Source organism: Pseudomonas sp. BF-R-30 (assembly GCF_019956175.1).
GTDB lineage: Bacteria > Pseudomonadota > Gammaproteobacteria > Pseudomonadales > Pseudomonadaceae > Aquipseudomonas > Aquipseudomonas jessenii.
This window is the reverse complement of sequence record NZ_JAHBDE010000004.1, coordinates 166,711-187,660: the sequence shown is the minus strand read 5'-3', so window position 1 is coordinate 187,660 and position 20,950 is coordinate 166,711. Positions and strand designations below refer to the sequence as shown.

The 20,950-nt window shown below is 61.4% G+C and carries 21 protein-coding genes; 9 read left to right on the top strand and 12 right to left on the bottom strand.

Going from position 1 to position 20,950, the window contains the following annotated elements; all coding sequences use genetic code 11:
* Window positions 1-89: 89 nt before the first annotated feature.
* The 4 genes from KGB20_RS03475 to KGB20_RS03460 all read right to left on the bottom strand — a co-directional run bounded on the left by KGB20_RS03475 (window position 90) and on the right by KGB20_RS03460 (window position 3,983).
* Window positions 90-968, bottom strand: a complete 879-nt coding sequence (locus KGB20_RS03475) for a DMT family transporter (RefSeq protein ID WP_057713203.1) — start codon at window positions 966-968, stop codon at window positions 90-92.
* A 109-nt stretch (window positions 969-1,077) separates the two neighbouring features.
* Window positions 1,078-1,893: a sugar phosphate isomerase/epimerase family protein gene (locus KGB20_RS03470; protein ID WP_154910657.1), complete on the bottom strand. Its 816-nt coding sequence runs from the start codon at window positions 1,891-1,893 to the stop codon at window positions 1,078-1,080.
* Between the two features lie 2 nt (window positions 1,894-1,895).
* The gene (locus KGB20_RS03465) at window positions 1,896-2,951 is read right to left on the bottom strand and encodes a Gfo/Idh/MocA family protein (RefSeq protein WP_154910656.1); all 1,056 of its coding nucleotides are present in this window, start codon (window positions 2,949-2,951) and stop codon (window positions 1,896-1,898) included.
* A gap of 255 nt (window positions 2,952-3,206) precedes the next feature.
* The gene (locus KGB20_RS03460) at window positions 3,207-3,983 is read right to left on the bottom strand and encodes an IclR family transcriptional regulator (protein ID WP_154910655.1); all 777 of its coding nucleotides are present in this window, start codon (window positions 3,981-3,983) and stop codon (window positions 3,207-3,209) included.
* Between the two features lie 175 nt (window positions 3,984-4,158).
* Here KGB20_RS03460 and KGB20_RS03455 point away from each other — a divergent pair, with 175 nt between their 5' ends.
* From KGB20_RS03455 to KGB20_RS03440, 4 genes are all read left to right on the top strand, one after another.
* Window positions 4,159-5,907, top strand: a complete 1,749-nt coding sequence (locus KGB20_RS03455) for an FAD-dependent oxidoreductase (RefSeq protein WP_150813519.1) — start codon at window positions 4,159-4,161, stop codon at window positions 5,905-5,907.
* A complete protein-coding gene (locus KGB20_RS03450) occupies window positions 5,891-6,724 on the top strand; it encodes an aldo/keto reductase (protein WP_223532016.1) in 834 nt (277 codons plus the stop codon). Before KGB20_RS03455 ends, KGB20_RS03450 begins: the two co-directional genes overlap by 17 nt.
* A gap of 226 nt (window positions 6,725-6,950) precedes the next feature.
* On the top strand, window positions 6,951-7,844 hold the full coding sequence (locus KGB20_RS03445) for a neutral zinc metallopeptidase (RefSeq protein ID WP_090451547.1): 894 nt from the start codon (window positions 6,951-6,953) through the stop codon (window positions 7,842-7,844).
* Complete coding sequence (locus tag KGB20_RS03440; RefSeq protein ID WP_154910653.1) at window positions 7,845-8,804, top strand: alpha/beta hydrolase; 960 nt, start codon at window positions 7,845-7,847, stop codon at window positions 8,802-8,804.
* Window positions 8,805-8,947: 143 nt separating this feature from the next.
* Here KGB20_RS03440 and KGB20_RS03435 read toward each other — a convergent pair whose 3' ends face one another.
* The 3 genes from KGB20_RS03435 to KGB20_RS03425 form a co-directional block, all read right to left on the bottom strand.
* Window positions 8,948-9,541: an HAD family hydrolase gene (locus KGB20_RS03435; RefSeq protein WP_154910652.1), complete on the bottom strand. Its 594-nt coding sequence runs from the start codon at window positions 9,539-9,541 to the stop codon at window positions 8,948-8,950.
* Window positions 9,538-10,407 carry an acyl-CoA thioesterase II gene (gene tesB, locus KGB20_RS03430; protein WP_090451550.1) on the bottom strand — a complete coding sequence of 290 codons (870 nt, stop codon included), beginning with the start codon at window positions 10,405-10,407 and terminating at the stop codon, window positions 9,538-9,540. Before tesB ends, KGB20_RS03435 begins: the two co-directional genes overlap by 4 nt.
* A gap of 106 nt (window positions 10,408-10,513) precedes the next feature.
* On the bottom strand, window positions 10,514-11,083 hold the full coding sequence (locus KGB20_RS03425; RefSeq protein ID WP_150813523.1) for a GNAT family N-acetyltransferase: 570 nt from the start codon (window positions 11,081-11,083) through the stop codon (window positions 10,514-10,516).
* A gap of 79 nt (window positions 11,084-11,162) precedes the next feature.
* On the opposite strand from KGB20_RS03425, the gene KGB20_RS03420 reads away from it, so the two are divergent.
* Window positions 11,163-12,083 (top strand): histone deacetylase, encoded by a 921-nt coding sequence (locus KGB20_RS03420; RefSeq protein ID WP_154910651.1) that lies wholly within the window; start codon window positions 11,163-11,165, stop codon window positions 12,081-12,083.
* 283 nt (window positions 12,084-12,366) lie between these two features.
* Window positions 12,367-13,608 carry a TIGR03862 family flavoprotein gene (locus tag KGB20_RS03415; protein WP_191628335.1) on the top strand — a complete coding sequence of 414 codons (1,242 nt, stop codon included), beginning with the start codon at window positions 12,367-12,369 and terminating at the stop codon, window positions 13,606-13,608.
* A gap of 117 nt (window positions 13,609-13,725) precedes the next feature.
* On the opposite strand, the gene KGB20_RS03410 is transcribed toward KGB20_RS03415, so the two are convergent.
* Window positions 13,726-15,066: a DEAD/DEAH box helicase gene (locus KGB20_RS03410; protein ID WP_154910649.1), complete on the bottom strand. Its 1,341-nt coding sequence runs from the start codon at window positions 15,064-15,066 to the stop codon at window positions 13,726-13,728.
* Window positions 15,067-15,144: 78 nt separating this feature from the next.
* On the bottom strand, window positions 15,145-16,077 hold the full coding sequence (gene yedA / locus KGB20_RS03405; RefSeq protein ID WP_154910648.1) for a drug/metabolite exporter YedA: 933 nt from the start codon (window positions 16,075-16,077) through the stop codon (window positions 15,145-15,147).
* Between the two features lie 165 nt (window positions 16,078-16,242).
* Here yedA and KGB20_RS03400 point away from each other — a divergent pair, with 165 nt between their 5' ends.
* Window positions 16,243-16,698 carry an Lrp/AsnC family transcriptional regulator gene (locus KGB20_RS03400; RefSeq protein ID WP_057713188.1) on the top strand — a complete coding sequence of 152 codons (456 nt, stop codon included), beginning with the start codon at window positions 16,243-16,245 and terminating at the stop codon, window positions 16,696-16,698.
* A gap of 137 nt (window positions 16,699-16,835) precedes the next feature.
* Here the strand turns inward: KGB20_RS03400 and KGB20_RS03395 are convergent, their stop codons facing one another.
* The 3 genes from KGB20_RS03395 to KGB20_RS03385 form a co-directional block, all read right to left on the bottom strand.
* Window positions 16,836-17,441 carry a PolC-type DNA polymerase III gene (locus tag KGB20_RS03395; RefSeq protein WP_154910647.1) on the bottom strand — a complete coding sequence of 202 codons (606 nt, stop codon included), beginning with the start codon at window positions 17,439-17,441 and terminating at the stop codon, window positions 16,836-16,838.
* A 22-nt stretch (window positions 17,442-17,463) separates the two neighbouring features.
* The gene (locus KGB20_RS03390; RefSeq protein ID WP_007990686.1) at window positions 17,464-17,943 is read right to left on the bottom strand and encodes an NYN domain-containing protein; all 480 of its coding nucleotides are present in this window, start codon (window positions 17,941-17,943) and stop codon (window positions 17,464-17,466) included.
* Between the two features lie 120 nt (window positions 17,944-18,063).
* The gene (locus KGB20_RS03385; protein ID WP_154910646.1) at window positions 18,064-18,840 is read right to left on the bottom strand and encodes a DUF2076 domain-containing protein; all 777 of its coding nucleotides are present in this window, start codon (window positions 18,838-18,840) and stop codon (window positions 18,064-18,066) included.
* Between the two features lie 178 nt (window positions 18,841-19,018).
* Here KGB20_RS03385 and KGB20_RS03380 point away from each other — a divergent pair, with 178 nt between their 5' ends.
* Both KGB20_RS03380 and KGB20_RS03375 read left to right on the top strand, forming a co-directional pair.
* Window positions 19,019-19,693, top strand: coding sequence for a YciC family protein (locus KGB20_RS03380; protein ID WP_057713185.1), 675 nt, complete (start codon window positions 19,019-19,021; stop codon window positions 19,691-19,693).
* Between the two features lie 66 nt (window positions 19,694-19,759).
* On the top strand, window positions 19,760-20,839 hold the full coding sequence (locus KGB20_RS03375) for an endonuclease/exonuclease/phosphatase family protein (RefSeq protein WP_154910644.1): 1,080 nt from the start codon (window positions 19,760-19,762) through the stop codon (window positions 20,837-20,839).
* Window positions 20,840-20,950 lie beyond the last annotated feature (111 nt).

Sequence of the window (20,950 nt, the reverse complement as noted above, 5' to 3'; positions counted from 1 at the left end):
CGAATGCGCAGTGTCAGTCGATATTTATGGTGACTGACACTCCGCTTTCGCGAGCAAGCCCGCTCCCACCGTTGTTTTCCGGTTACTTTCTACTTGCGGCTTTGCTGCCAGGCCGCCGCCAACCCGCTGCAGCAGATCACGGCAATGCCGAGCACGGTGGTCAGTGTCGGCGTATGGGAAAACAGCAGCCAGCCCAGCAGGCCGGCGAAGATGATCTGGCAATAGCTGAACGGTGCCAGCAGTGCCGGTGCCGCGAGGCGGAAAGCCTGGGTCAGGAACAGGTGAGCCGTCATCCCGCAAGCCCCCAGCGCCAGCATCATCGCGCCATGCACCAGGTTCGGCGTTTGCCAGAAGAACGGCACCAGCGCACTCATCACCAGCGTGTTGCACAAGCCTGCGAAGAAGTTACTGGTGGTCGGGCTATCGATCTCGCTGAGCTTGCGGGTCAGCAGTTGGTAGAAGCAGAAAAACAGCGCCGAGCAGAACGGCAGCAACACCGCCGGGGTAAACAGATCGCCCCCGGGGTGAACGATGATCAGCACCCCGCTAAAACCGAAAATCACCGCCAGCCATTGCCCCCGGGTCACCCGTTCGCCAAGCAGCGGTACCGACAGCGCGGTGACCAATACCGGAGCGAGGAAGTTGACCGACGTGGCCTCGGCCAGCGGGATGTACATCAGCCCCGTGGTGAAAAACAGACTGGTGCCCAGCAGGCACAGCGCCCGGATCACCTGTAGCAATGGCCGTTTGGTACGCAGCACCCGCAACCCGGACTGCGGCAGGAAAATCCCGGCCATCAACAAGGTGTGAACCACGTAGCGCGCCCAGACCACCATGACAATGGGATAGAAACCGGAGAGGTATTTGGAAAAGGCGTCGTGGGTGGAAAACAGGAAGGTTGCGACAATGATCAGCAGGATCCCTTTGAAGGGCTGATTGACGCCGGAAAGCGGGGTGCTGACGGTCATTGGGTTTCCTTACATAAAGTCAAAAGCATCACGGGCAAACCACGCTTCCACCCAGTCAGCATAGAACCTGTGGGAGCGTGGCTTGCCCGCGATAGGTGCGCAGCACCGATTACAGCCGCGCAAACAATTCCCGGGTTTTATCCAGCGCCATCTGCGCCCGCTCCAACCCACTCACGCCCTGCTCCAGCAACTGCACGGTGGGAATCTCCAGGCTCAATGGAATGTCAGCCGGCAAAATCCCCAACAACCCCTGCAGATCACAATCGCCATCGCCGGGAAAACGCCGTTCGTTACGCGCCTGGCGCAAGATCTCCGCCATATCGGTCGGCCGTAGTCCTGCGACGTCACACAACTGTGCATACCGTAACCGTGAGGGAGCAACTTTGGCCAGATCTTCCAGGCGCGATCCCGAACGATCGAAGTGGAAGGCGTCCACCAGCACTCCGCCGTTTTCACGCCCGGCGTTTTCCACGATTCGCACGGCTTGTTGAAGATTGCGCGCATCGGTCCAGGGCATGAACTCCAGATGCGGGTGCAGCCCATAGAGTGCCGCCAGATCACAGAGTTCGGCAAAATGTTCCGTCAGCCGTTGTTCATCAGGGTCGTTACCGGCCACCAGCAACTCACTGGCGCCGAACTCGGCACCCACCGCCAGGACTTTTTCGAAATCGGCGACGACGGTTTCCGGTTTGAGCCGCAGGATTTCGACGTCCAGCACCCGAATACCGGTATCGCGCAGACGCGCCAGGGTCTGGCGCCGCAGTTCGTGGTCGGCCACCAGGGCAAAATGGTGCTCCTCCGGGGTTGCCGGTACCAGACGCAAGCCGACATGGCTGTAACCGGCCTGCGCGGCGACCTCGACCATATCGGGCGGTGACAACTCCAGCACGGTCAGGCTGGCCAGGGAGAAGATACGTTCGCTCATGCTCACCCCTCGATCAAGGATGGCGAGCAGGCATGCCCGGTTTCGGCGGCTTCGCGGATGGCTTCGATCAGCGCCAACGTACGCGCAGCATCGGCGGCACTCACCAGCGGCTCGACCTCCCGGCGCGCAACTCGCACGAAGTGCTGCAACTGCAGACGCAGGGCTTCATCGGCATTGAAGTTTTCCTGGGTTGCCAGCAACGGTTGATGCCAGCCGCCATCGAAATCGTTGTAGTGCCAGCGTTTAAGCTGCGGAATGCTCAGCGCCCCACCTGTCCCGGCCAGCAAGTAGCACGGTTGATCAGGATGACGCGGATACACCGGGTTCTCCCCCGAATCCAGCTCCCAGCTCCAGGGCGCAGCCACCGCATCGGAGCCGGTCAGGCTGCCCAGTGCACCGTTGTCGAATTGCAGCAGTATTGCCGCGCAATCTTCGTTGGCAAACCCGCGAATGGCGTTGCTGGTGATGGCCTGAACCTGGCGCACTTCACCGCACAAATGCCGCAGCAGATCGAGGTCGTGGATCAGGTTGGTCAACAGCATCCCCGCGCCGGCCTCGCGCCGCCAGGGTGTTTCAAAATAGCTGTCGGGCTTGCGCAACTGCCAGAGCGCCGTAACCGTGGTCAACCGACCCAATGCGCCGCTGTGGACAAGCTCGTGGGCGCGGACGATCAGCGGATTGTGGCGACGATGATGACCGACCAGTACCGGAACGCCACTCGCCTTCGAGGCAGTCACCAGCTCCCTGGCTTCATCCAGGTGCACGCCCACCGGTTTTTCCAGCAATACCGGCACGCCGGCCGCGAGGCAATCGAGGGCCGTGCTGACGTGCAGCGTGTTCGGGTTGGCGACTATCACGGCGTCCGGTTTCGCCTGCTCCAGCATCTGACGATGATCGGCGAAACAGGCTACGCCCCATTGCGCCGCAAGACTGGCCGCCTGCGGTCCCGGATCGGCCACGGCGCACAACGTCGCTTCAGTCAGGGATTGCAGATGCTGGTAGTGCTGCTGGCCCATGTTGCCAGCACCGATCAGGGCGATGCGAAGTGGCGAATTCAAGATACGGTCCTCTTGTGAGTGTTATTGGAGCGATGAACTCCAATAATTTAGAACCTGGTTCCAGATTCTTACACAGACCTATCCTGAAAGTGTTCGAACAGCGCACAGCTTCTCAAGCTAGACACTGTTCAAAATGTGGGAGCGGGCTTGCTCGCGAATGCAGTGTGTCAGCGCCATCCAGATCCCATGACACACCGCATTCGCGAGCAAGTCGGATCGCCGCACCGCCGCTCCCACAGTCGATTTGCACAGGCCTTAGTTGAACAACTCCGAGGCCAGACTCGCCGCCGACAACTCCTCGGTGTACGCCAGCAACAACGGCGCCAGCTCATGCAGCCGCGCCCCCGGCATCCGTGCACTCGGCCCGGCGATGCTGAGCACGCCGATCACCCGCCCATCGGCGGGATGGCGCACCACTGCCGCAATCGCCGAAGTGCCGACCGCCGAGCTCTCCTCGACCCAGGCGTAGCCCTGATCCCGCGCCATACGCAGGCGTTCGAGCAATTCGATGTTCGAACGCGGCGCGTTCGGCCCCACATGTTCCGGCACCTTTGCGCCCTGCCGCTCCACCAGCGACAAGGCTTCGGCATCGCTCATGCAGGCCAGCCAAGCATGCCCAGAGGCTGTGTAAAACAACGGCGCATCGCGGCCCATGTCCGGGTCGTAACGCAGACCGGAGCGCGCGCCCTGGGACTTGGCGATCCAGGTCTGACGCTCACCGTCGATCACCCCGAGACGCACCAGCTCGCCAGTTTCCTGCGCCAAGCGGTCAAGCACTGGCTGCACGATGTCGGCACCGCTGCTCGACAGGTAACGGAAGCCCATCGCCACCAGTTTGGTCGAGAGGTGATAACGCAGATTATCCGGATTCTGCCGCACGTAACCGAGGCGGATCAGCTCGGCCAGCAGGCGATGGGTCGCACTCTTGGGGATATCCAGTTGCTCTGCCAGGGTCTGCATCGGCAGGCCACGGGGATCGCTGGTGAGGCTTTCGAGCACACTGAAAACACGTTCGATCTGACTGCCGGCCATGGTCGCTTCCACGCAAAATTTGCTCGATTCTAGAAGACATCTGAACGAATGCGAAATCTGGAACTGAACGTTCGATAACCGCCCGTTTTACACCCTCAAGACTTGTTCGGCTTCACCTGATTCTTATATTTTCTGGAACAAGATTCCAAAACAATAAAACACCGGAGTTCAAACAATGCCTGCCCAAGCGCACTTTCTTCCCGACATCGACTGCGATGTGCTGATCGTTGGTTCCGGTGCGGCGGGACTGTCGGCGGCCGTGACCGCCGCGTGGCATGGACTGAAAGTCATAGTGGTAGAAAAGGACCCGGTGTTCGGCGGTGCCACGGCCTGGTCCGGTGGCTGGGCCTGGGTGCCTTGCAACCCGCTGGCCCGACGCGCAGGCATCGTCGAAGACGTTGAACTGCCGCGCACTTACCTGAAACACGAACTGGGCGAGCGCTTTGATCCGGCGATGATCGACGCTTTCCTGGAAGCCGGCCCGCGGATGGTGTCGTTCTTCGAGCAGCACACCTCGCTGCAGTTCGCCGACGGCAACGCCATTGCCGACATTCATGGCGACACGCCGGGGGCCGGCACCGGTGGACGCTCGGTGATCGCCGCCCCGTACGACGCACGAAAAGTCGGCACACTGCTCAAGCGTCTGCGCAAAACCATGCGGGAAACATCGTTCATGGGCATGCCGATCATGGCGGGGGCGGACCTCACGGCATTCCTCAACCTGACCCGTTCACTGTCGGCGGCCTGGCACGTTACGCGGCGCTTCAGCCGCCACCTGTTCGATCTCGTCGTACATGGCCGGGCGATGCAACTGGTCAACGGCGTGGCCTTGGTGGCGCGCCTGGCGAAATCCGCCGATGACCTCGGTGTGTTGCTCTGGGAATCAGCGCCCGTGAGCCGATTGCTGCGCGAGAATGACCAGGTACGAGGCGCGGTGGTCAACACCGCCAAAGGCTCGGTGCGCATCCATGCACGCAAGGCCGTGGTGCTCGCCGCGGGTGGTTTCGCCAATGACATCGACCGCCGCAAGGCCCTGTTCCCCCGCACACCGACCGGGCATGAGCATCTGGCCTTGCCGCCCCTCGGCGTTTGCGGCGATGGCCTGCGCCTGGGCGAAAGTGCCGGTGCCCGGGTGAATACCGACATGGCGTCCGCCGTCGCCTGGGCACCGGTTTCGCAGGTGCCGCACAGCGACGGCAGCACGGGACACTTCCCGCACATCATCGAGCGCGGCAAGCCGGGCATCATCGGGGTGCTGAGCAACGGCCAGCGCTTCGTCAATGAAGCCAACGGCTACTACGACTACGTCACGGCCATGGTCGCCGCCGCCCCACCGGGTGAAGAAGTGGCGTCGTGGCTGATCTGCACCCATGGCTTTCAGCGTCGATATGGCCTGGGCATCTCTCGGCCATTTCCGGTGCCGCTGTCATCCTTCATCCGCAGCGGCTATCTGAAAACCGGCAACACCCTTGAGGAATTGGCTGCAGCCTGCGGCATCGACCCGGTTGGCTTGCGCACCACCGTGTCGGACTACAACCGCCACGCGCGCAACGGCGAGGACCCGCAATTCGGCCGTGGTTCCACACCCTACAACCGCAAGCAGGGTGACGCACTGCAACAGCCCAACCCATGCGTCGCGCCGATCGAACAAGGCCCCTTCTATGCCGTGAAAGTCCAGCCGGGATGCTTCGGTACCTTCGCCGGGCTCAAGGTCAACCAACATGCCCAGGTCCTGGACGGCGCGGCGCAACCCATCGCCGGGCTGTACGCGGCGGGCGGCGACATGGCCAGCATCATGGGCGGTCACTACCCCGCTGGCGGCATCAATCTCGGCCCGGCGCTGACATTCGGTTATATCGCCGCGCGCCATATCGCAGGCGTCACTGCTTATGAAAAGGAGATCGACCATGCAGCACATCATTAACGCTCAGGGTTTGAACATGCCGAAACTCGGCCTCGGCACCTGGCCAATGCTCGGCGAGGAATGCACCCGAGCAGTGGAGCAGGCTCTGACCCTGGGTTACCGGCACATCGACACGGCAGCGGCCTACAACAACGAAGACGCGGTCGGTCAGGCGCTGGCGAACAGTCCGACACCCCGCGAGCAGATCCACGTCACGACCAAAGTCTGGTGGGACCAACTGCAACCCGACGCCATGCGTCACTCCATGGACCGTAGCCTCAAAGCCCTGCGCAGCGAATACGTCGACCTGTTCATGCTCCATTGGCCAACCACCGATTGGGATTTGCCGCGCACCATAGAAACCCTGGTGTCGTTCAAGGAACAAGGCCTGGCGCGCAACATTGGCGTGGCGAATTTTCCACTGCCCCTGCTACGCAAAGTCGTCGAAGAACTGGGGGCGCCGCTGTCGGCGATCCAGGTCGAGTACCACGTGCTGCTCGGACAAAACGCCCTGCTCGACTACGCCCGTCAACAGGATCTTGCGCTGACAGCCTACACGCCACTGGCACGCAACAAGGTATCCGACATTCCGGCCATCCGGCGGATCGCCGCGAAACACCGCGTACTGCCGACGCAGGTCGCGCTCAAATGGCTGCTCGATCAACCCAACGTGGCCGCGATCCCCAAGGCCAGCAGCGAGCCCAATCAACTGGCCAATCTCGCGGCGCTGGATGTGCGACTGGATAATGAAGACCGTGCCTTGATCGCCAGCCTGTCCAAACGCGAGCGCCAGGTCAGCCCTGACTTTGCGCCGGTGTGGGATGCATTTGACGAATAATTCGCAGGACCGGCGATCGCCCTCACGATAAAAACCCATCGCCCAACGGAATTCGATGGGTTATCCGTGTTCAATACAAGCCTGAGACCTTCTCGGCAACCCTTCACGGGTAGCCGGGAATCAACCTGTGCGCAGAAAAAAGACGGACGGCCGGACTGGCGCCGCTCCCACTTGGCAGCAACACTCATCGGACGACGCTTTCCCCGGAACAGAAGAGGATTCCCACATGCTATGGAAAAAAGGCCGACGCAGCGACAACGTGGTCGACGCCCGTGGCGATGATGTCGGCGGTGGTGGCGGCGGCATGCGTTTTGGCGGTGGCAAGGGTTTGAGCCTGACGGCGATCCTCCTGATTGTCGGCATCGGCTGGATCACCGGCCAGGATCCACTGCAGATACTCGGACAACTGACCGGGCAAATGGAGCAGCAATCGGCGCCCGCCACCAACCAGAGTCGCCAGGCACCGCCGGCCAATGATGAGAGCGCGGAATTCGTGCGCTCGATCCTCGGCGATACCGAAGACACCTGGGGCGCGATATTCCAGCAGGCCGGTCGCCAATATAAGGACCCGACCCTGGTGCTGTTCAGCAACCGCGTGAATTCGGCCTGCGGTCTGGCCACCTCGGCGACCGGCCCCTTCTATTGCCCGGCCGACCAGAAGGTCTACCTGGACATGGCGTTTTTCCAGGAAATGTCCCAACGCTTTTCCGCCGCGGGCGACTTCGCCCAGGCCTACGTGATCGCTCACGAAGTCGGACACCATGTGCAGACCCTGCTTGGGGTGTCCACGAAAATTCAGGCAGCGCGCCAACAAGGCCGGCAGATGGAAGGCGACGGTGGTTTGCTGGTTCGCCAGGAACTTCAGGCCGATTGCCTGGCCGGCGTCTGGGCCAACAATGCGCAGAAGCGCCTGAACTGGCTGGAACCGGGTGACATCGAAGAAGCACTGAACGCCGCGAACGCCATCGGCGACGATCGTTTGCAGCAACAGGGTCAGGGCCGTGTGGTCCCGGACTCATTCACCCATGGTACGTCGGCGCAACGGGTGCGCTGGTTCAAAACCGGTTTCGCCCAAGGCCAGGTTGGCCAGTGCGATACCTTTGCGGCGAAAAATCTGTAAATGAAGAAGTGGTTGTTGGTTGTTCTGTTTACTTGCACAACGTCCCAGGCCGCCGAGCATGGGGTCAAGGAACTCAGCTCAGGGCGCCTGCTGTTGAAGTCAGGTGAAATCGCGGTGGGCATCAGCCCCGCCCCGGCAAAAATCGAACGGGTGCTGATCATCCTCCACGGTCGCTTGCGCAATGCGCAAACCTATCTGCAGAGTGGTGAGCACGCGGCCGAACTGGCGGGGCAAAGCGCAACGACCCTGGTGATCGCCCCGCAATTCCTCAATGAAACCGACGTCGCGGTCCATCCGGTGGCCGACACCGTTTTGCGCTGGCAAGGCAATGAATGGATGGCCGGCGGCGAATCCACGGCACCCTTTCGGCTGAGTTCCTACGCGGCGCTCGACGAAATCATCGCCCGCTTGGGTAACCGTCAGCAGTTTCCGGATGTGAAGCAAATCGTCATCGCCGGGCACTCCGGCGGCGCGCAGGTGGTTCAGCGCTATGCGTTGCTCGGTCACGCGCAATCCGACCTCGATGCAGCCGGCGTGCAGGTGCGCTACGTGATCGCCAATCCGTCCTCCTACGCTTATTTCGATGAGCGCAGGCCCGTGGCGTTCAGCCACGCCGGTTGCCCGAATTTCCATCGCTGGAAGTACGGGCTGGCGGATTTACCGGCTTACGCAGAAGGACAAACCGCAGCACAGTTGCAGGAAAGTTACCTCAAGCGTGAAGTCGTTTATCTGCTGGGGCAGCAGGACACCGACCCGAATCATCCGGCGCTGGATAAAAGCTGTGAGGCCAGGGCGCAAGGGCCGTCTCGATTGGCCCGCGGGCGTTTTTACTTTGACTACCTGAAGCGGCTGGCACCCAAGGGGTTGAACCAGCAACTGATCGAAGTGCCCGGGGTCGGGCATAACGGGGATGGGATGTTTACCTCGCCAGAGGGGCAGAAGGCATTGTTCGGGCAGTAGTATTTGTGGTGTCTGGAAGGGCCTCTTCGCGAGCAAGCCCGCTCCCACATTGGACCTGCGGTGTACACATCATTTGTGAGCACCCGAGATCAAATGTGGGAGCGGGCTTACTCGCGAAAGCGGTTCACCCGACAACAACGCCCTCAAGCCGAAAGCATCTGCCGCAACTCAACACAATCCGCCGCATGCCAATCGGTCAATTCCGGCCATGGATTATCCGGCAGATTCACCAACACAGTCCGCGCTCCCGCCGCCCGCCCACAATCGAGATCGAAGCGGTAATCACCGACCATCACCATCTCGCTCGCCGGCACCTTCCATGCTTCGGCCAGTTTCAGCAACCCGCCCGGATGCGGCTTGGGCGGAGCATCATCGCGGCCCAACACATCCTCCAGCGCAAAGCAGTCGGCCAGGCCAATGGCCTCCAGCGTGACATGCGCCAGCTCCCGGGCGTTGCGCGTGAGAATGCCCAGGCGATAACCACGCCCGGCCAGTTCGCGCACCAGTTCCACCGCGCCCGGCGCCGGTTGCGAACCAAGGGCCAGGTCCCGCTCGTGCTCCAGCAGCCATGCATGTTTGGCTGCGGCTTCATCGGCCGGCAGTGCGGCGAGGTGGGTCAGGATGTCGTGTTCGGCAGGAATCGCCAACGCCACGCGAATCGCCGCGAAGTCGTGCACGGCCACCGTCAGGGTGCCGTCCATGTCGAACACCCAGTGACGCACTTCGGCCAGGCTCATGCCCAATCCTTGCGGTGACGGATCAAGCCTTCCTGGGTGACCGAGGCCACCAGTTGCCCGGCGCGATTGAACACGCTGCCACGGGAGAAGCCACGGGAATTGCCCGCCCACGGACTGTCCATCGCATAGAGCAACCAGTCATCGGCACGCAGATCCTGGTGGAACCACAGCGCGTGATCGAGGCTGGCGACCTGCATATCCTTGTGCCACACCGACTTGCCGTGGGGCTGCATCGAGGTGACCAGCAGACCGAAGTCCGATGCATAGGCCAGCAGGTATTTATGCAGCGCCGGCGAATCGGCCAGCGCCCCGTCGGCGCGGAACCAGACGTACTTGACCGGATCGGAGGGCAGCGGGTTGTAGGGATCTTTCTCGGTCACCGGGCGAAATTCGATCGGCTTCGGGCACAGCAGTTTTTCGCGCATTTTCTCGGGGATCAGGTGCGCGCGCTGCTGGGTGATTTCGAGTTCCGATGGCAGGTTTTCCGGACCGACCACTTGCGGCATTTCGGTCTGGTGCTGGAAGCCTTCTTCGTCGTACTGGAACGACGCACTGCACGTGAATATCGGGTGGCCCTTCTGGATCGCCGTCACCCGACGCGTGCTGAAACTGCCACCGTCACGCACCCGGTCAACCTGATACACCACCGGCAACCCGGCATCGCCTGGGCGCAGGAAATAGCCGTGCATCGAATGCACATGGCGCGCCTCTTCAACCGTCTGACTGGCCGCCGACAGCGACTGACCGAGCACCTGACCACCGAACAGCTGACGAAAACCCAGGTCCTGGCTACGGCCACGGAACAGGTTTTCTTCGATCGGCTCCAGCGTCAGCAGGTCGACCAGATCTTCCAACACTTGGCTCATTCAGACTCTCCTCACACAACGCAATACCGCGCAGTCTTGGCTGCGGCGGTCGATTCAGTTTCTGGCCCGGGCCAACATGTGGTCCATTGTAAACGTCCGTGTCAGGTTATCCATGCAAGGTTTGCAGCCATTGTTCACGGCTGATGCGGTACAACACGTGGTGATGCAGGGGATGATCGACGGAGAGCTTGGGATGATCGAAGTCATCGGCCGGATCGTGATGCATGCCAATCGCCTGCATGACTTTCTGCGACGGCAGATTACTGTCAGCGGTAAAGGACACGACTTCGCTCAGCAGCAAGCGGTCAAACCCGCAGCGCAGAGCGGTCCACGCCGCTTCACTGGCGTAACCCAACCCCCAGTGCTCGCGGGCCAGGCGCCAGCCGATTTCCGTGGCCGGGGTGAAAGGCGCGTCGAAACCGACCACACCGAGTCCGGTAAAACCGATGAATTGGCCGGTGTCCTTGCGTTCCAGAGCCCATAGGCCGAAACCATGCTCGGCGAAATGACCACGGATTCGCCCGATCAATGAGGCGCTCTCCAGCCGACTCAAGGCTGCCGGGAAATAGCGCATCACCTGCGGATCGGCACACATCGCCGCAAAGTCAGGTAAATCTTCATCGCGCCACTGGCGCAACAGCAGCCGAGCGCTTTCAAGTTCCAGTATTGGCTCCATCGTGCCCCGCCCCTCCATTTCAATGTCGCCAGTCTACAACGCTGGTAGGATCCGTCTCTCATTCCTACATGAAATGACCATGCCACTGCCGCTGATTTATCACGAAGACTACAGTCCAGAGTTTCCGGCGGATCACCGCTTCCCCATGAACAAGTTCCGCCTGTTGCGCGATCACCTGGTGGGCAGCGGCCTGACCCGCGACGCCGATCTGCTGCGCCCGGATCTGTGTCCCGCAGAGATTCTCGCCCTCGCCCATGACCCTTCGTATATCGAGCGCTACATGAGTGGCGAATTATCCCGCGAAGACCAGCGCCGCCTCGGCCTGCCCTGGAGCGAAGCCCTGGCCCGACGCACGGTGCGGGCGGTGGGCGGTTCGTTGCTGGCGGCCGAGCAGGCGCTGGAGCATGGCCTGGCCTGCCACCTCGCGGGCGGCACCCACCATGCGCACTACGATTACCCGGCCGGGTTCTGCATCTTCAATGACCTGGCGGTGATCAGCCATTACCTGCTGGAAAGTGGTCGGGTGAACCGCGTGCTGATCTTCGATTGCGACGTGCATCAGGGCGACGGGACTGCACGAATACTGCACAACACCCCGGAAGCGGTGACCGTTTCCCTGCACTGCGAGAAGAACTTTCCCGCACGCAAGGCCGAAAGTGATTGGGACATTCCACTGCCCAAAGGCATGGGCGATGCCGACTACCTGAAGGTGGTGGACGATGCACTCAACTACTTGCTGCCGCTCTACCAACCGGATCTGGTGCTGTATGACGCCGGGGTCGATGTGCATAAGGACGACGCCCTGGGTTATCTGAAGCTGACAGACGAAGGCGTCGCCGCCCGCGATGAAAGCGTGATGCGCCATTGCCTGGGCCGTGACATTCCGGTGGTCGGTGTAATCGGCGGCGGCTACAGCAAGGACCGCCAGGCCCTGGCACGCCGTCACGGCATCCTCCATCACAGCGCGCAGCGCGTATGGCAGTCATCAGGTTGTCACTGAGCTGTGGATGCTTTACCCACAATGCCTGTGGAGCTGCCTGTGGATAACCTGAGTGAAAGGGCCTGCAGCCCATGCGGAGCTTGAGCTACAGAGCGCTGGTTGTTTTTTAACCAACCTTTTATAAACAACAAAAACCAAATGTGGGAGCGGGCTTGCTCGCGAATACAGTGTGTCAGGCGCCATAGATGTCAGCTGACACTCCGCTTTCGCGAGCAAGCCCGCTCCCACATGGATTTGGGCTGGTAGAATGCCCGGCTTATCCCGCCAGACCGCAGCGCACTCCATGACTCAATCCTTACCAGCCCTCTCCCCTCACGTCGCCATCATCGGCGGCGGCCCCGCCGGTCTGATGGCGGCCGAAGTGTTGAGCCAGGCCGGGATCAAGGTCGACCTGTACGACGGTATGCCTTCAGTGGGGCGAAAATTCCTCCTGGCCGGCGTCGGCGGCATGAACATCACGCACTCCGAAGCCTACCCGGCATTTCTCTCACGCTACGCCGAACGCGCCCCGCAGATCGCCCCGCTGCTGCGCGGCTTCGGCGCCGAAGCGTTGTGTCAGTGGATTCATGAACTGGGCATCGAGACCTTCGTCGGCAGCTCCGGCCGGGTATTCCCCACCGACATGAAGGCCGCGCCGCTGCTGCGCGCGTGGCTCAAACGCCTGCGCGACAGTGGCGTAGTTATCCACACCCGCCACCGCTGGCTCGGCTGGGACGAGCGTGGCGGATTGCGTATCGACAGCCCGGAAGGCGAAACAACCGTGCAAGCCGATGCCACCCTGCTCGCACTCGGTGGCGGCAGTTGGTCGCGCCTGGGTTCGGACGGCGCGTGGATGCTGCCACTGGAGCAACGCGGCGTAGGACTGGCGCCGTTGCAACCCAGTAATTGCGGCTTCGAGGTGCAGGCCTGGAGCGAATTGATGGTCAGCAAATTCGCCGGCGCGCCGCTGAAAAACATCGCCATCGGCCTTAACGATGACGTGCCGCGACTCGGCGAATGTGTGATTACCGCCACCGGGATCGAGGGCAGTCTGATCTACGCCCTGTCGGCCCCCATCCGCGAAGCGATCAACCAGCACGGCTCGGCAACCATTCATCTGGACCTGTTGCCGGGCCGGCCTGTGGATAAAGTTGCAGCCGCGTTGAGCAAACCCCGGGGATCGCGCTCCATGGCCAAGCACCTGCACAGTCAGTTGGGCATCGATGGGGTCAAAGCGGCGCTATTGCGTGAACTGACCAGCGCCGACTGCTTTGCCGACATGGCCTTGCTGGCCAGCGCGATCAAGGCGTTGCCACTGACACTGGTGAAAACCCGTCCACTGGACGAGGCGATCAGCAGCGCGGGGGGGGTGGTGTTTGAGGCGATGGATGAGCGCTTGATGCTCAAGCAACTGCCTGGCGTGTTTTGCGCGGGAGAAATGCTGGACTGGGAAGCGCCGACCGGCGGCTATCTGCTGACCGCGTGTTTCGCCAGTGGGCGAGCGGCGGGGTTGGGGATGGTGGAGTGGTTACAGCGCAAAGATTGAAGACCGCAGCGCGCCCTTCGCGAGCAAGCCCGCTCCCACAGGGGATTTGTGAACGACACAGATCCAGTGTGGGAGCGGGCTTGCTCGCGAAGGCGGCCGAACAGACGCAGGGGTAAATCAAGGCTTACGCTTGCGCGGCCCGGTATTGAACACCGGCACCTTGCGCACAGGCTTGATCGAAGGCTCCGCCGGCGCAACCTCACCGCTATCAACCCACCGACCCAGATTGCGTTTACCACCGCCACCACCGGAAGCCTTTGGCTTCTTCGGTTTCTTCGGCTTTTTGACGACCTGGCCACTGGCATCGGTGTCCGGCACACGGTGCTCGGGCTCGAAGTCCGGCTCGTTCTGCCGCTTCAAAGTCTGGCGGGTCAGCATCTCGATGGCCGACAGCAGATTCACTTCATCGGCGCAGACCAGGGAAATCGCCTCGCCGGTCGAACCCGCACGGCCGGTACGACCGATGCGGTGGATGTAGTCCTCAGCGACGATCGGCAAGTCGAAGTTGACCACCAACGGCAGGTCTTCGATGTCCAGGCCACGGGCTGCCACGTCGGTAGCGACCAGGATCTGCACTTCACTCGCCTTGAACCGGTCGAGCGCACGCTGGCGGGTCGCCTGGGGTTTGTCGCCGTGGATGCCGTCGGCGTTGATGCCCAGGCCCTGAAGTTTCTCCACCAGCGCGTCCACGCCGTTGCGGGTCTTGGCGAACACCAGCACCTGCTTCCACTTGCCCTTGCGCATCAGGTGCACGAACAGTTCCGGCTTGCGCTTCTTGTCCACCGTCACGATCCATTGCTTGACCGTATTGGCTGCGACGTTGCGCGGGCTGACTTCGATAGTCAGCGGATCGTTGAGCATCTGCCCGGCCAGCAGGCGGATGTCATCGGAGAAGGTCGCGGAGAACAGCAGGGTCTGGCGCTTTTTCGGCAACGCCTTGTAGATGTTCGCCAATTCTTCGGAGAAGCCCAGGTCGAGCATGCGGTCGGCTTCGTCCAGCACCAGGGTTTGCAACTGGTTGAACTTCAGCGCGTTCTGGCGGAACAGGTCGAGCAAACGGCCCGGGGTCGCCACCAGCAGATCGACACCGCTGCGCAGCTTCATCATTTGCGGGTTGATGCTGACGCCGCCGTACACCGCGTAAGTACGCAGTGGCAGGTTTTCAGCGTACTGGCGCACGGCTTCGTGAACCTGTTCAGCCAGCTCGCGGGTCGGTACCAGGATCAGCGCGCGGACCGAGTTGGCGGTGACTTTCGGCCCTTCCATGGCCAGCAGTTGCAACAGCGGCAGGGCGAAACCGGCGGTCTTGCCGGTGCCAGTCTGGGCGGCGGCCATCAGGTCGCGACCGGCCAGCACCGCCGGAATGGCTTGCGCCTGAACCGGCGTCGGAGTCTGGTAGCCGAGCTTCTCGAGAGAACGCAGCAAGGGTTCGATCAGGCCAAGGGTGGCGAAAGTCATGGGAGTACCGTAGGAAAATTCAGCGCGGGTTGTTCAAAACAAGTGTGCAAAACAAGATGCAATGCCGCGCAGTTTACCCTAATTCACACGGGATTCTGTCGGCACTGCCGTCACCACCACTGGCCGCTCTGGCGTGCGACGCCATTGTGGCAAGCCGATCAACACCACGGCACTGATGATCACCGCCATCGCCAGGGCTTCTTCGATGCCAATGGTTTCGCCGACGAACACGATCCCCAGCAACACCGCCACCGCCGGGTTGACGTAGGCATAACTGGTCGCTGCCGCCGGACGCACGTGCTTCAACAGGTACATATAGGCGTTGAAGGCGATGATCGAACCGAACACGGTCAGATACGCCAACGCGGCCCAACCTTCAATCGGTGGCACCTTTTCCAGGTGCTCACCGCTGACTGCGCTGGCAATCAGCAACACGACGCCGCCCACCAGCATTTCCACAGCGCTGGCCATCGCGCCCTGAGGCAACGGCAGGTGTTTGCTCCAAACAGAACCAAACGCCCAGGTCGCCGCTGCAAAAATCAGCAACGCCGCACCCAATGGACTCGATTGCAGATTGGAACCCAGGTTGAGCATGGCGATTCCGATCAAGCCGAGCACAATCCCGGCCCATTCGAGACGGGTATTACGTGCGCCCCAGAAATATCCGCACAGCAAGGTAAACAGTGGCACCGTCGCCACCGCCAAAGCCGCCACCCCGGAGGCCACGCCCGTGTGCTCGGCCACACTCACAGCGCCGTTGCCGCACGCCAGCAGCAAAATCCCGATGATCCCGGCGGCTTTCCACTGCGCCCAGGTCGGCGCCGGCGCCCCGCGCCAGCGCAGAAAGGCGTACATCAAAGTCCCGGCAATGACGAAACGGATACCGGCGAGCAACAACGGCGGCCAGTACTCCACGCCGATGCGGATCACCAGGTAGGTCGAGCCCCAAATCACATACAAGGCGAAGAAGGCAGCGATCAAGGGTAAAGGAAAGCGACGAAGGCCGGACATGGAGGCAGCTCACAGGCAAGTACAAGTGAACGGCTATTCTAGAAAGGCTAGCGCCGGAAAATAAGTTACAAAACCTGTTTAAAGCGCCGGTACACTTTTCAAAACACGGAGTTCAGCGCTATAAACCGTGTTTTCGAAAGTCGGCTATTTTCAGGAGTCACCCCGATGGATAAGTACGACCGCATGCTGCTCAGCGCCCTGCTGGAAAACGGTCGCGCGTCCTACGCGGACCTGGCGCGCAAGGTCAACCTGTCCGCCCCGGCCGTGGCCGAGCGCGTGGCCAAGCTCGAAGCCAGCGGCGTGATCACCGGCTATCAGGCAAAGGTCGACATGGCCAAGCTCGGCCTGCCGATCCAGTGCGTGATCGAACTGCGCCTGAACCAGCACGGCAACCAGAAAGCCTACGACGACCTGATCAAAATCCCGCAATTGACCGAATGCCATCGGGTGACCGGCGATCCCTGCGTGATCATGCAAGCGGCGGTGGGTTCGATGCCGGAGCTGGAAGAGTTGATCAACCGGATCGCCACGTTCGGGTTCAGCAAGACGTCGATTGTGTTGTCGAGCGCGATAGAGAAGCGGGTGCCGCTGGGGCACATTGAAGGGAATGGCAAATCCTGAGGCAATGATGTCCCTGTGGGAGCGAGCTTGCTCGCGATGGTCGCCAACGATAACGCGGGAAACCTGACACCCCGTGTTGTTCTCGGGTTCATCGCGAGCAGGCTCGCTCCTACAGGGGATTTGCGGTGTTTTCGGGATCAGCGATAGCGCTTGAGGTGTTCGTTTACCTTCGCCGCCGGCACTTTCTGCAATTTGCACAGCAAGTCATGGGACAGCTCGCGCAAGCCGTGTTTCTGGCGCAACTCTTCGGCCAGGTGTGCCGTAAGGTTGGCCGCCATCTCGGCGTCGGCCATGGCCCGGTGGGCCTTGCCGGTGTGGGGCAGGTTGGCGAACGTGGTGAGGGTGCCGAGTTTGTGGTTCGGCGCGGCGGGCATCAGGCGGCGAGCCAGCAGCAGCGAGCAGGCAAAGTTCTGCAAGCGGGTGCGTTTGATTCGCCCCAGTTCGAAGTCCCAGAACTTCTGGTCGAACGCGGCGTTGTGCGCGAGCAACGGCGTGCAGCCGACGAATTCATTCACTTCGTTCATCACCTGCTCCGCCGACGGGGCGGTGCGCAGCATGGCATTGCTGATGCCGGTGAGTTGTTCGATGAAGGCCGGGACGCGCACGCTGGCGTTCATCAGGCTTTGGTAACGCTCGACGATGCGCCCCTGTTCAAGGATCACCACGGCGATTTCCGTGGCCCGGCAACTGCTGCTCGGTGAGATCCCGGTGGTTTCAAAGTCGATGACTGCGATGCGTTCCAAACCTGGTTCAACTCCGTAAAAATCAATTCTTGAGCAGCAACGCGCCTTCGATCGGCACGTAGCGGCTGGCGGCGCGTATCAGCGAGTTGGCGGTCAGGCCCGGTACGCCGTAAGCCACCGCTTGCACCCCGTGTTTGCTGATGATGCGTTCGAGCAGCATGTCGAAATCACCGTCGCCGGAGGCCAGGACGATTTCATCGACATGGTCGGCGGCATCCATGATATCGAGGGTGATGCCCACGTCCCAATCGCCCTTGGCTGAGCCATCGCTGCGCTGGATATAGGGTTTGAGCTTCACGGTGAAACCGAGGTTACGCAGGATCTGCTGGAACTGCTGCTGTTTGCTGTCGCCACGGTCGATGGCATAGGCGTAGGCTTCGACGATCTCGCCCTGCTTGCTGATGTCAGCCCACAGTGCGGCGTAGTTGAAGTGGCAACCATAAGCCTGACGCACGGTGTAGTAGAGGTTCTGGACATCGGCGAACACTGCGATTTTTTTCACCGGCTTTCCTCAGGGCTGAATCAGGCACCAGGCCCGAAAAGTCGCCCAGTATGCCAGCCCTGAGGATTGTTCCGCGAATAATCGGCCCGGAGCGCGGTTGCGCTCCGGACGAATGGCGTATCAGACGAAGGAATCGTCGTCGCCGCCGAATAACGAGTCATCGCTGTAGTCAGCGTCGCTGAACCCGCCCTGATCGTTGCTGTAGGAGTCGTTACCGGCCATGCGCTGGTCATCGCCCCAACCATTGTTGCCCTGGTCGTTGACCTGGGCCGGCTCTTCCTTGATGACTTCGACGACTTCCGGTTGCTGATTGTGATGGAACAGGCTGCTGATGCCTTGTGCCAGCATCACGCCACCCGCCACGCCTGCAGCGGTTTTCAGCGCACCACCGAGGAAACTGCTGCCGGCCGCTGCCGGAGCCTGTTGCTGTGGTGCATAGCCCTGCTGGGGAAAGTTCTGCGGCGGCGCGCCGAAGTTCTGCTGTGGCGGTTGCGAACTGAACGACGAGCGTCCCGGCTCGCGCCAGCCACCGCTCGAGGGTGGTGAGCTCTGGGTGGGTGCAGGCTGTGGCTCACGAGAGTTTCCACCAAAGATGCTCGACAAAAAGCCACCGCTGCTCGGCGCTGGAGCCGGGGTCGCCTGGGCCTTGGCCTGTTGCAGTTCGGCCTGCAACTGCTGGACTTGCTGGGTCAGTTGCCTGTTCTGTTCATCGAGGCTCTTGATCGCCGCCTCTTGCACCAGAATCGCCTGGGTCATGAAATAACCTGCCGCGGGCTGGCGCGTCAGGTGTTCCTTGATCCGCGCCTCGGCCTGGGCGTCGCGCGGGGCTGAGTCCGTTTCGGCCTGCTGCAGCCGGGAAAACAGTCCATCGATCAGGGTTTGTTCTTCGCTGTTCATGGCGACCTCGTAGATTGCCGGGAAAATCGTTGCCTTTATCCAATGAGGATAAGGTGCCCGACCTTAATGGAGGCTGAAACAAGATGTTTCAATGACATTTACCGAACGTTTACGTTTGCGTCTACGAGCGCTTGATCGGTTAAAGTGAGCCACTGCTTCCAACCTGCGATACCCACTGATGAATCCGTTAGATGTCCTGCGTGACTCGCTGTATTTCTTCAAGCGCAATCTGGGCCAGATCGTGCAGCTGTGCCTGCCGCTGGTGATGCTTGAGGCGCTGCTGCAACAAGTGGTCGACCACTCCACCGAGCCGGACAGTTTCCCCGGCATCAGCGTGATAGTCGGCTTGCTGGTGTACCCGCTGTACACCGCTGCGCTGATCCTGTTTCTCGACGCCCGCAGCCGCGGCGAGTCGCCGCGCAACCGCGACCTGCTGGCGATGGCGGCGAGCCTGTGGCCACGCTTCGCCCTGCTGACCGCGCTCAATACCGTGCTGATTCTGCTGGGCCTGTCGCTGTATTTCCTGCCGGGTATCTACCTGATGGTGACCCTGGCGTTTGGCGAATACCTGCTGGTGTTGCGCGGCCTGGCGCCACTGGCGGCCATGAAGGAAAGCCTGCGCATGACCCAAGGGCATTTCTTGCGCATCCTGCTGTGCATTCTGTGTGTGATGGGGCCGTTGTGGCTGCTCAAAGGCGTGACGCTGGCAGCGTACCCCGAACCTCAGAACCCGGTGGTATCCATGCTGATCGACAGCGCCCACAGTTTCCTGCAGCTGTTTACCAGCGTGGTGCTGTTCCGACTGTTCATGCTGATCAACCCGTTGCCTGAAAGAAATGACAACTCGCTCTGACCTTGGGCGCGCCCCTCGCTCTCGGGTATGCTCGGGAACAATCCTGTAACGCTAATAAGCCGAGCCATGACCCGTCTACTGCGCTACTTCCTGCCGGGCCTGCTGATCGTGATCGGCCTGATCGCCGCGATGATCTACAGCCTGACCTGGCGCCCCGACGCCAAAGAAGTGTTGCCCGTCAGTTGCAGTGCCCAGGCCCCCTCCCTGGTCCCCGGGCAGGCGTTGAAGGTGATGACCTGGAACGTCCAGTACCTGGCCGGCAAGCGCTACGTATTCTGGAATGACCTGGCCGCGGGCACCGACGAACGTCCCACAGCGGAAGACATGGCTTTCAGCCTTGACGAAGTGGCGCGGGTGATTCGTGACGAACAACCGGACATCGTGCTGCTGCAGGAACTGGACGACGGCGCCAAGGCCAGCGATTACCAGCACCAGTTCAAGCTGCTGCAGGAGCGGCTCGCCGACTTGTATCCGTGTGGCACCAGCGCGTTCGACTGGAAAGCCGACTTCGTGCCGAATCCGCATATCTTCGGCAGTGTCGGCCGGCAACTGGCAACCCTGAGCCGTTATCGGATCGAACATGCCGAACGGCTGCAACTGCCAGTTGCCTCGGGCAATCCGGTCAGCCGCCAATTCAAACCCAGAAACGCCTTGCTGGTGAGCTACTTGCCATTGAGTGATGGCGGGCAAATAGCGGTGCTCAATACCCATCTGGAGCGCGCCGATCGAGCCGACAACACCTTGCAAAACCAGGTGAACGCCGTGGCCAGGGCCCTCGATAAACTCGAAAGCCGTGGCACGCCGTGGTTGATCGGTGGGGATTTCAACCTGCTGCCGCTGGGCCAGTATCAGCGCCTGCCCGATGCTCAACGCGCGCCCTACTCCGCCGACAGCCTGTTACACCTGCTGTGGGACAAGTACCCGATGATCCCGACCAACAACGAAGCCAGTGGTATCGACCGCAAGCGCTGGCTGACCCACTACCCGAACGATCCCGGACTGAACGGCCCGGACCGGACCGTCGACTACCTGTTCTACAGCCCGCGGATCAAACGGGTGGAGGCGATGGTGCGGCAGGACGATACATTGCGCATCTCCGATCACCTGCCGGTGATTGCGCGGTTTCTGTTGCCGGTTGCGCCCTGATACCGAGGCAACACAATACCTGTGGGAGCGGGCTTGCTCGCGAAGAGGCCAGTACATCCGACATCAATGTTGTCTGATACACCGCTTTCGCGAGCAAGCCCGCTCCCACAA

Bases quoted from the DNA above. Each gene is read 5' to 3' on its own strand.
- KGB20_RS03400 (WP_057713188.1), top strand. From the start codon at position 16,243: ATGGATAAGTACGACCGCATGCTGCTCAGCGCCCTGCTGGAAAACGGT.
- KGB20_RS03475 (WP_057713203.1), bottom strand. From the start codon at position 968: ATGACCGTCAGCACCCCGCTTTCCGGCGTCAATCAGCCCTTCAAAGGG.
- KGB20_RS03425 (WP_150813523.1), bottom strand. From the start codon at position 11,083: ATGGAGCCAATACTGGAACTTGAAAGCGCTCGGCTGCTGTTGCGCCAG.
- KGB20_RS03375 (WP_154910644.1), top strand. From the start codon at position 19,760: ATGACCCGTCTACTGCGCTACTTCCTGCCGGGCCTGCTGATCGTGATC.
- KGB20_RS03445 (WP_090451547.1), top strand. From the start codon at position 6,951: ATGCTATGGAAAAAAGGCCGACGCAGCGACAACGTGGTCGACGCCCGT.
- KGB20_RS03470 (WP_154910657.1), bottom strand. From the start codon at position 1,893: ATGAGCGAACGTATCTTCTCCCTGGCCAGCCTGACCGTGCTGGAGTTG.
- tesB (WP_090451550.1), bottom strand. From the start codon at position 10,407: ATGAGCCAAGTGTTGGAAGATCTGGTCGACCTGCTGACGCTGGAGCCG.
- KGB20_RS03385 (WP_154910646.1), bottom strand. From the start codon at position 18,840: ATGAACAGCGAAGAACAAACCCTGATCGATGGACTGTTTTCCCGGCTG.
- yedA (WP_154910648.1), bottom strand. From the start codon at position 16,077: ATGTCCGGCCTTCGTCGCTTTCCTTTACCCTTGATCGCTGCCTTCTTC.
- KGB20_RS03415 (WP_191628335.1), top strand. From the start codon at position 12,367: ATGACTCAATCCTTACCAGCCCTCTCCCCTCACGTCGCCATCATCGGC.
- KGB20_RS03420 (WP_154910651.1), top strand. From the start codon at position 11,163: ATGCCACTGCCGCTGATTTATCACGAAGACTACAGTCCAGAGTTTCCG.
- KGB20_RS03460 (WP_154910655.1), bottom strand. From the start codon at position 3,983: ATGGCCGGCAGTCAGATCGAACGTGTTTTCAGTGTGCTCGAAAGCCTC.
- KGB20_RS03435 (WP_154910652.1), bottom strand. From the start codon at position 9,541: ATGAGCCTGGCCGAAGTGCGTCACTGGGTGTTCGACATGGACGGCACC.
- KGB20_RS03450 (WP_223532016.1), top strand. From the start codon at position 5,891: ATGCAGCACATCATTAACGCTCAGGGTTTGAACATGCCGAAACTCGGC.
- KGB20_RS03410 (WP_154910649.1), bottom strand. From the start codon at position 15,066: ATGACTTTCGCCACCCTTGGCCTGATCGAACCCTTGCTGCGTTCTCTC.
- KGB20_RS03440 (WP_154910653.1), top strand. From the start codon at position 7,845: ATGAAGAAGTGGTTGTTGGTTGTTCTGTTTACTTGCACAACGTCCCAG.
- KGB20_RS03455 (WP_150813519.1), top strand. From the start codon at position 4,159: ATGCCTGCCCAAGCGCACTTTCTTCCCGACATCGACTGCGATGTGCTG.
- KGB20_RS03380 (WP_057713185.1), top strand. From the start codon at position 19,019: ATGAATCCGTTAGATGTCCTGCGTGACTCGCTGTATTTCTTCAAGCGC.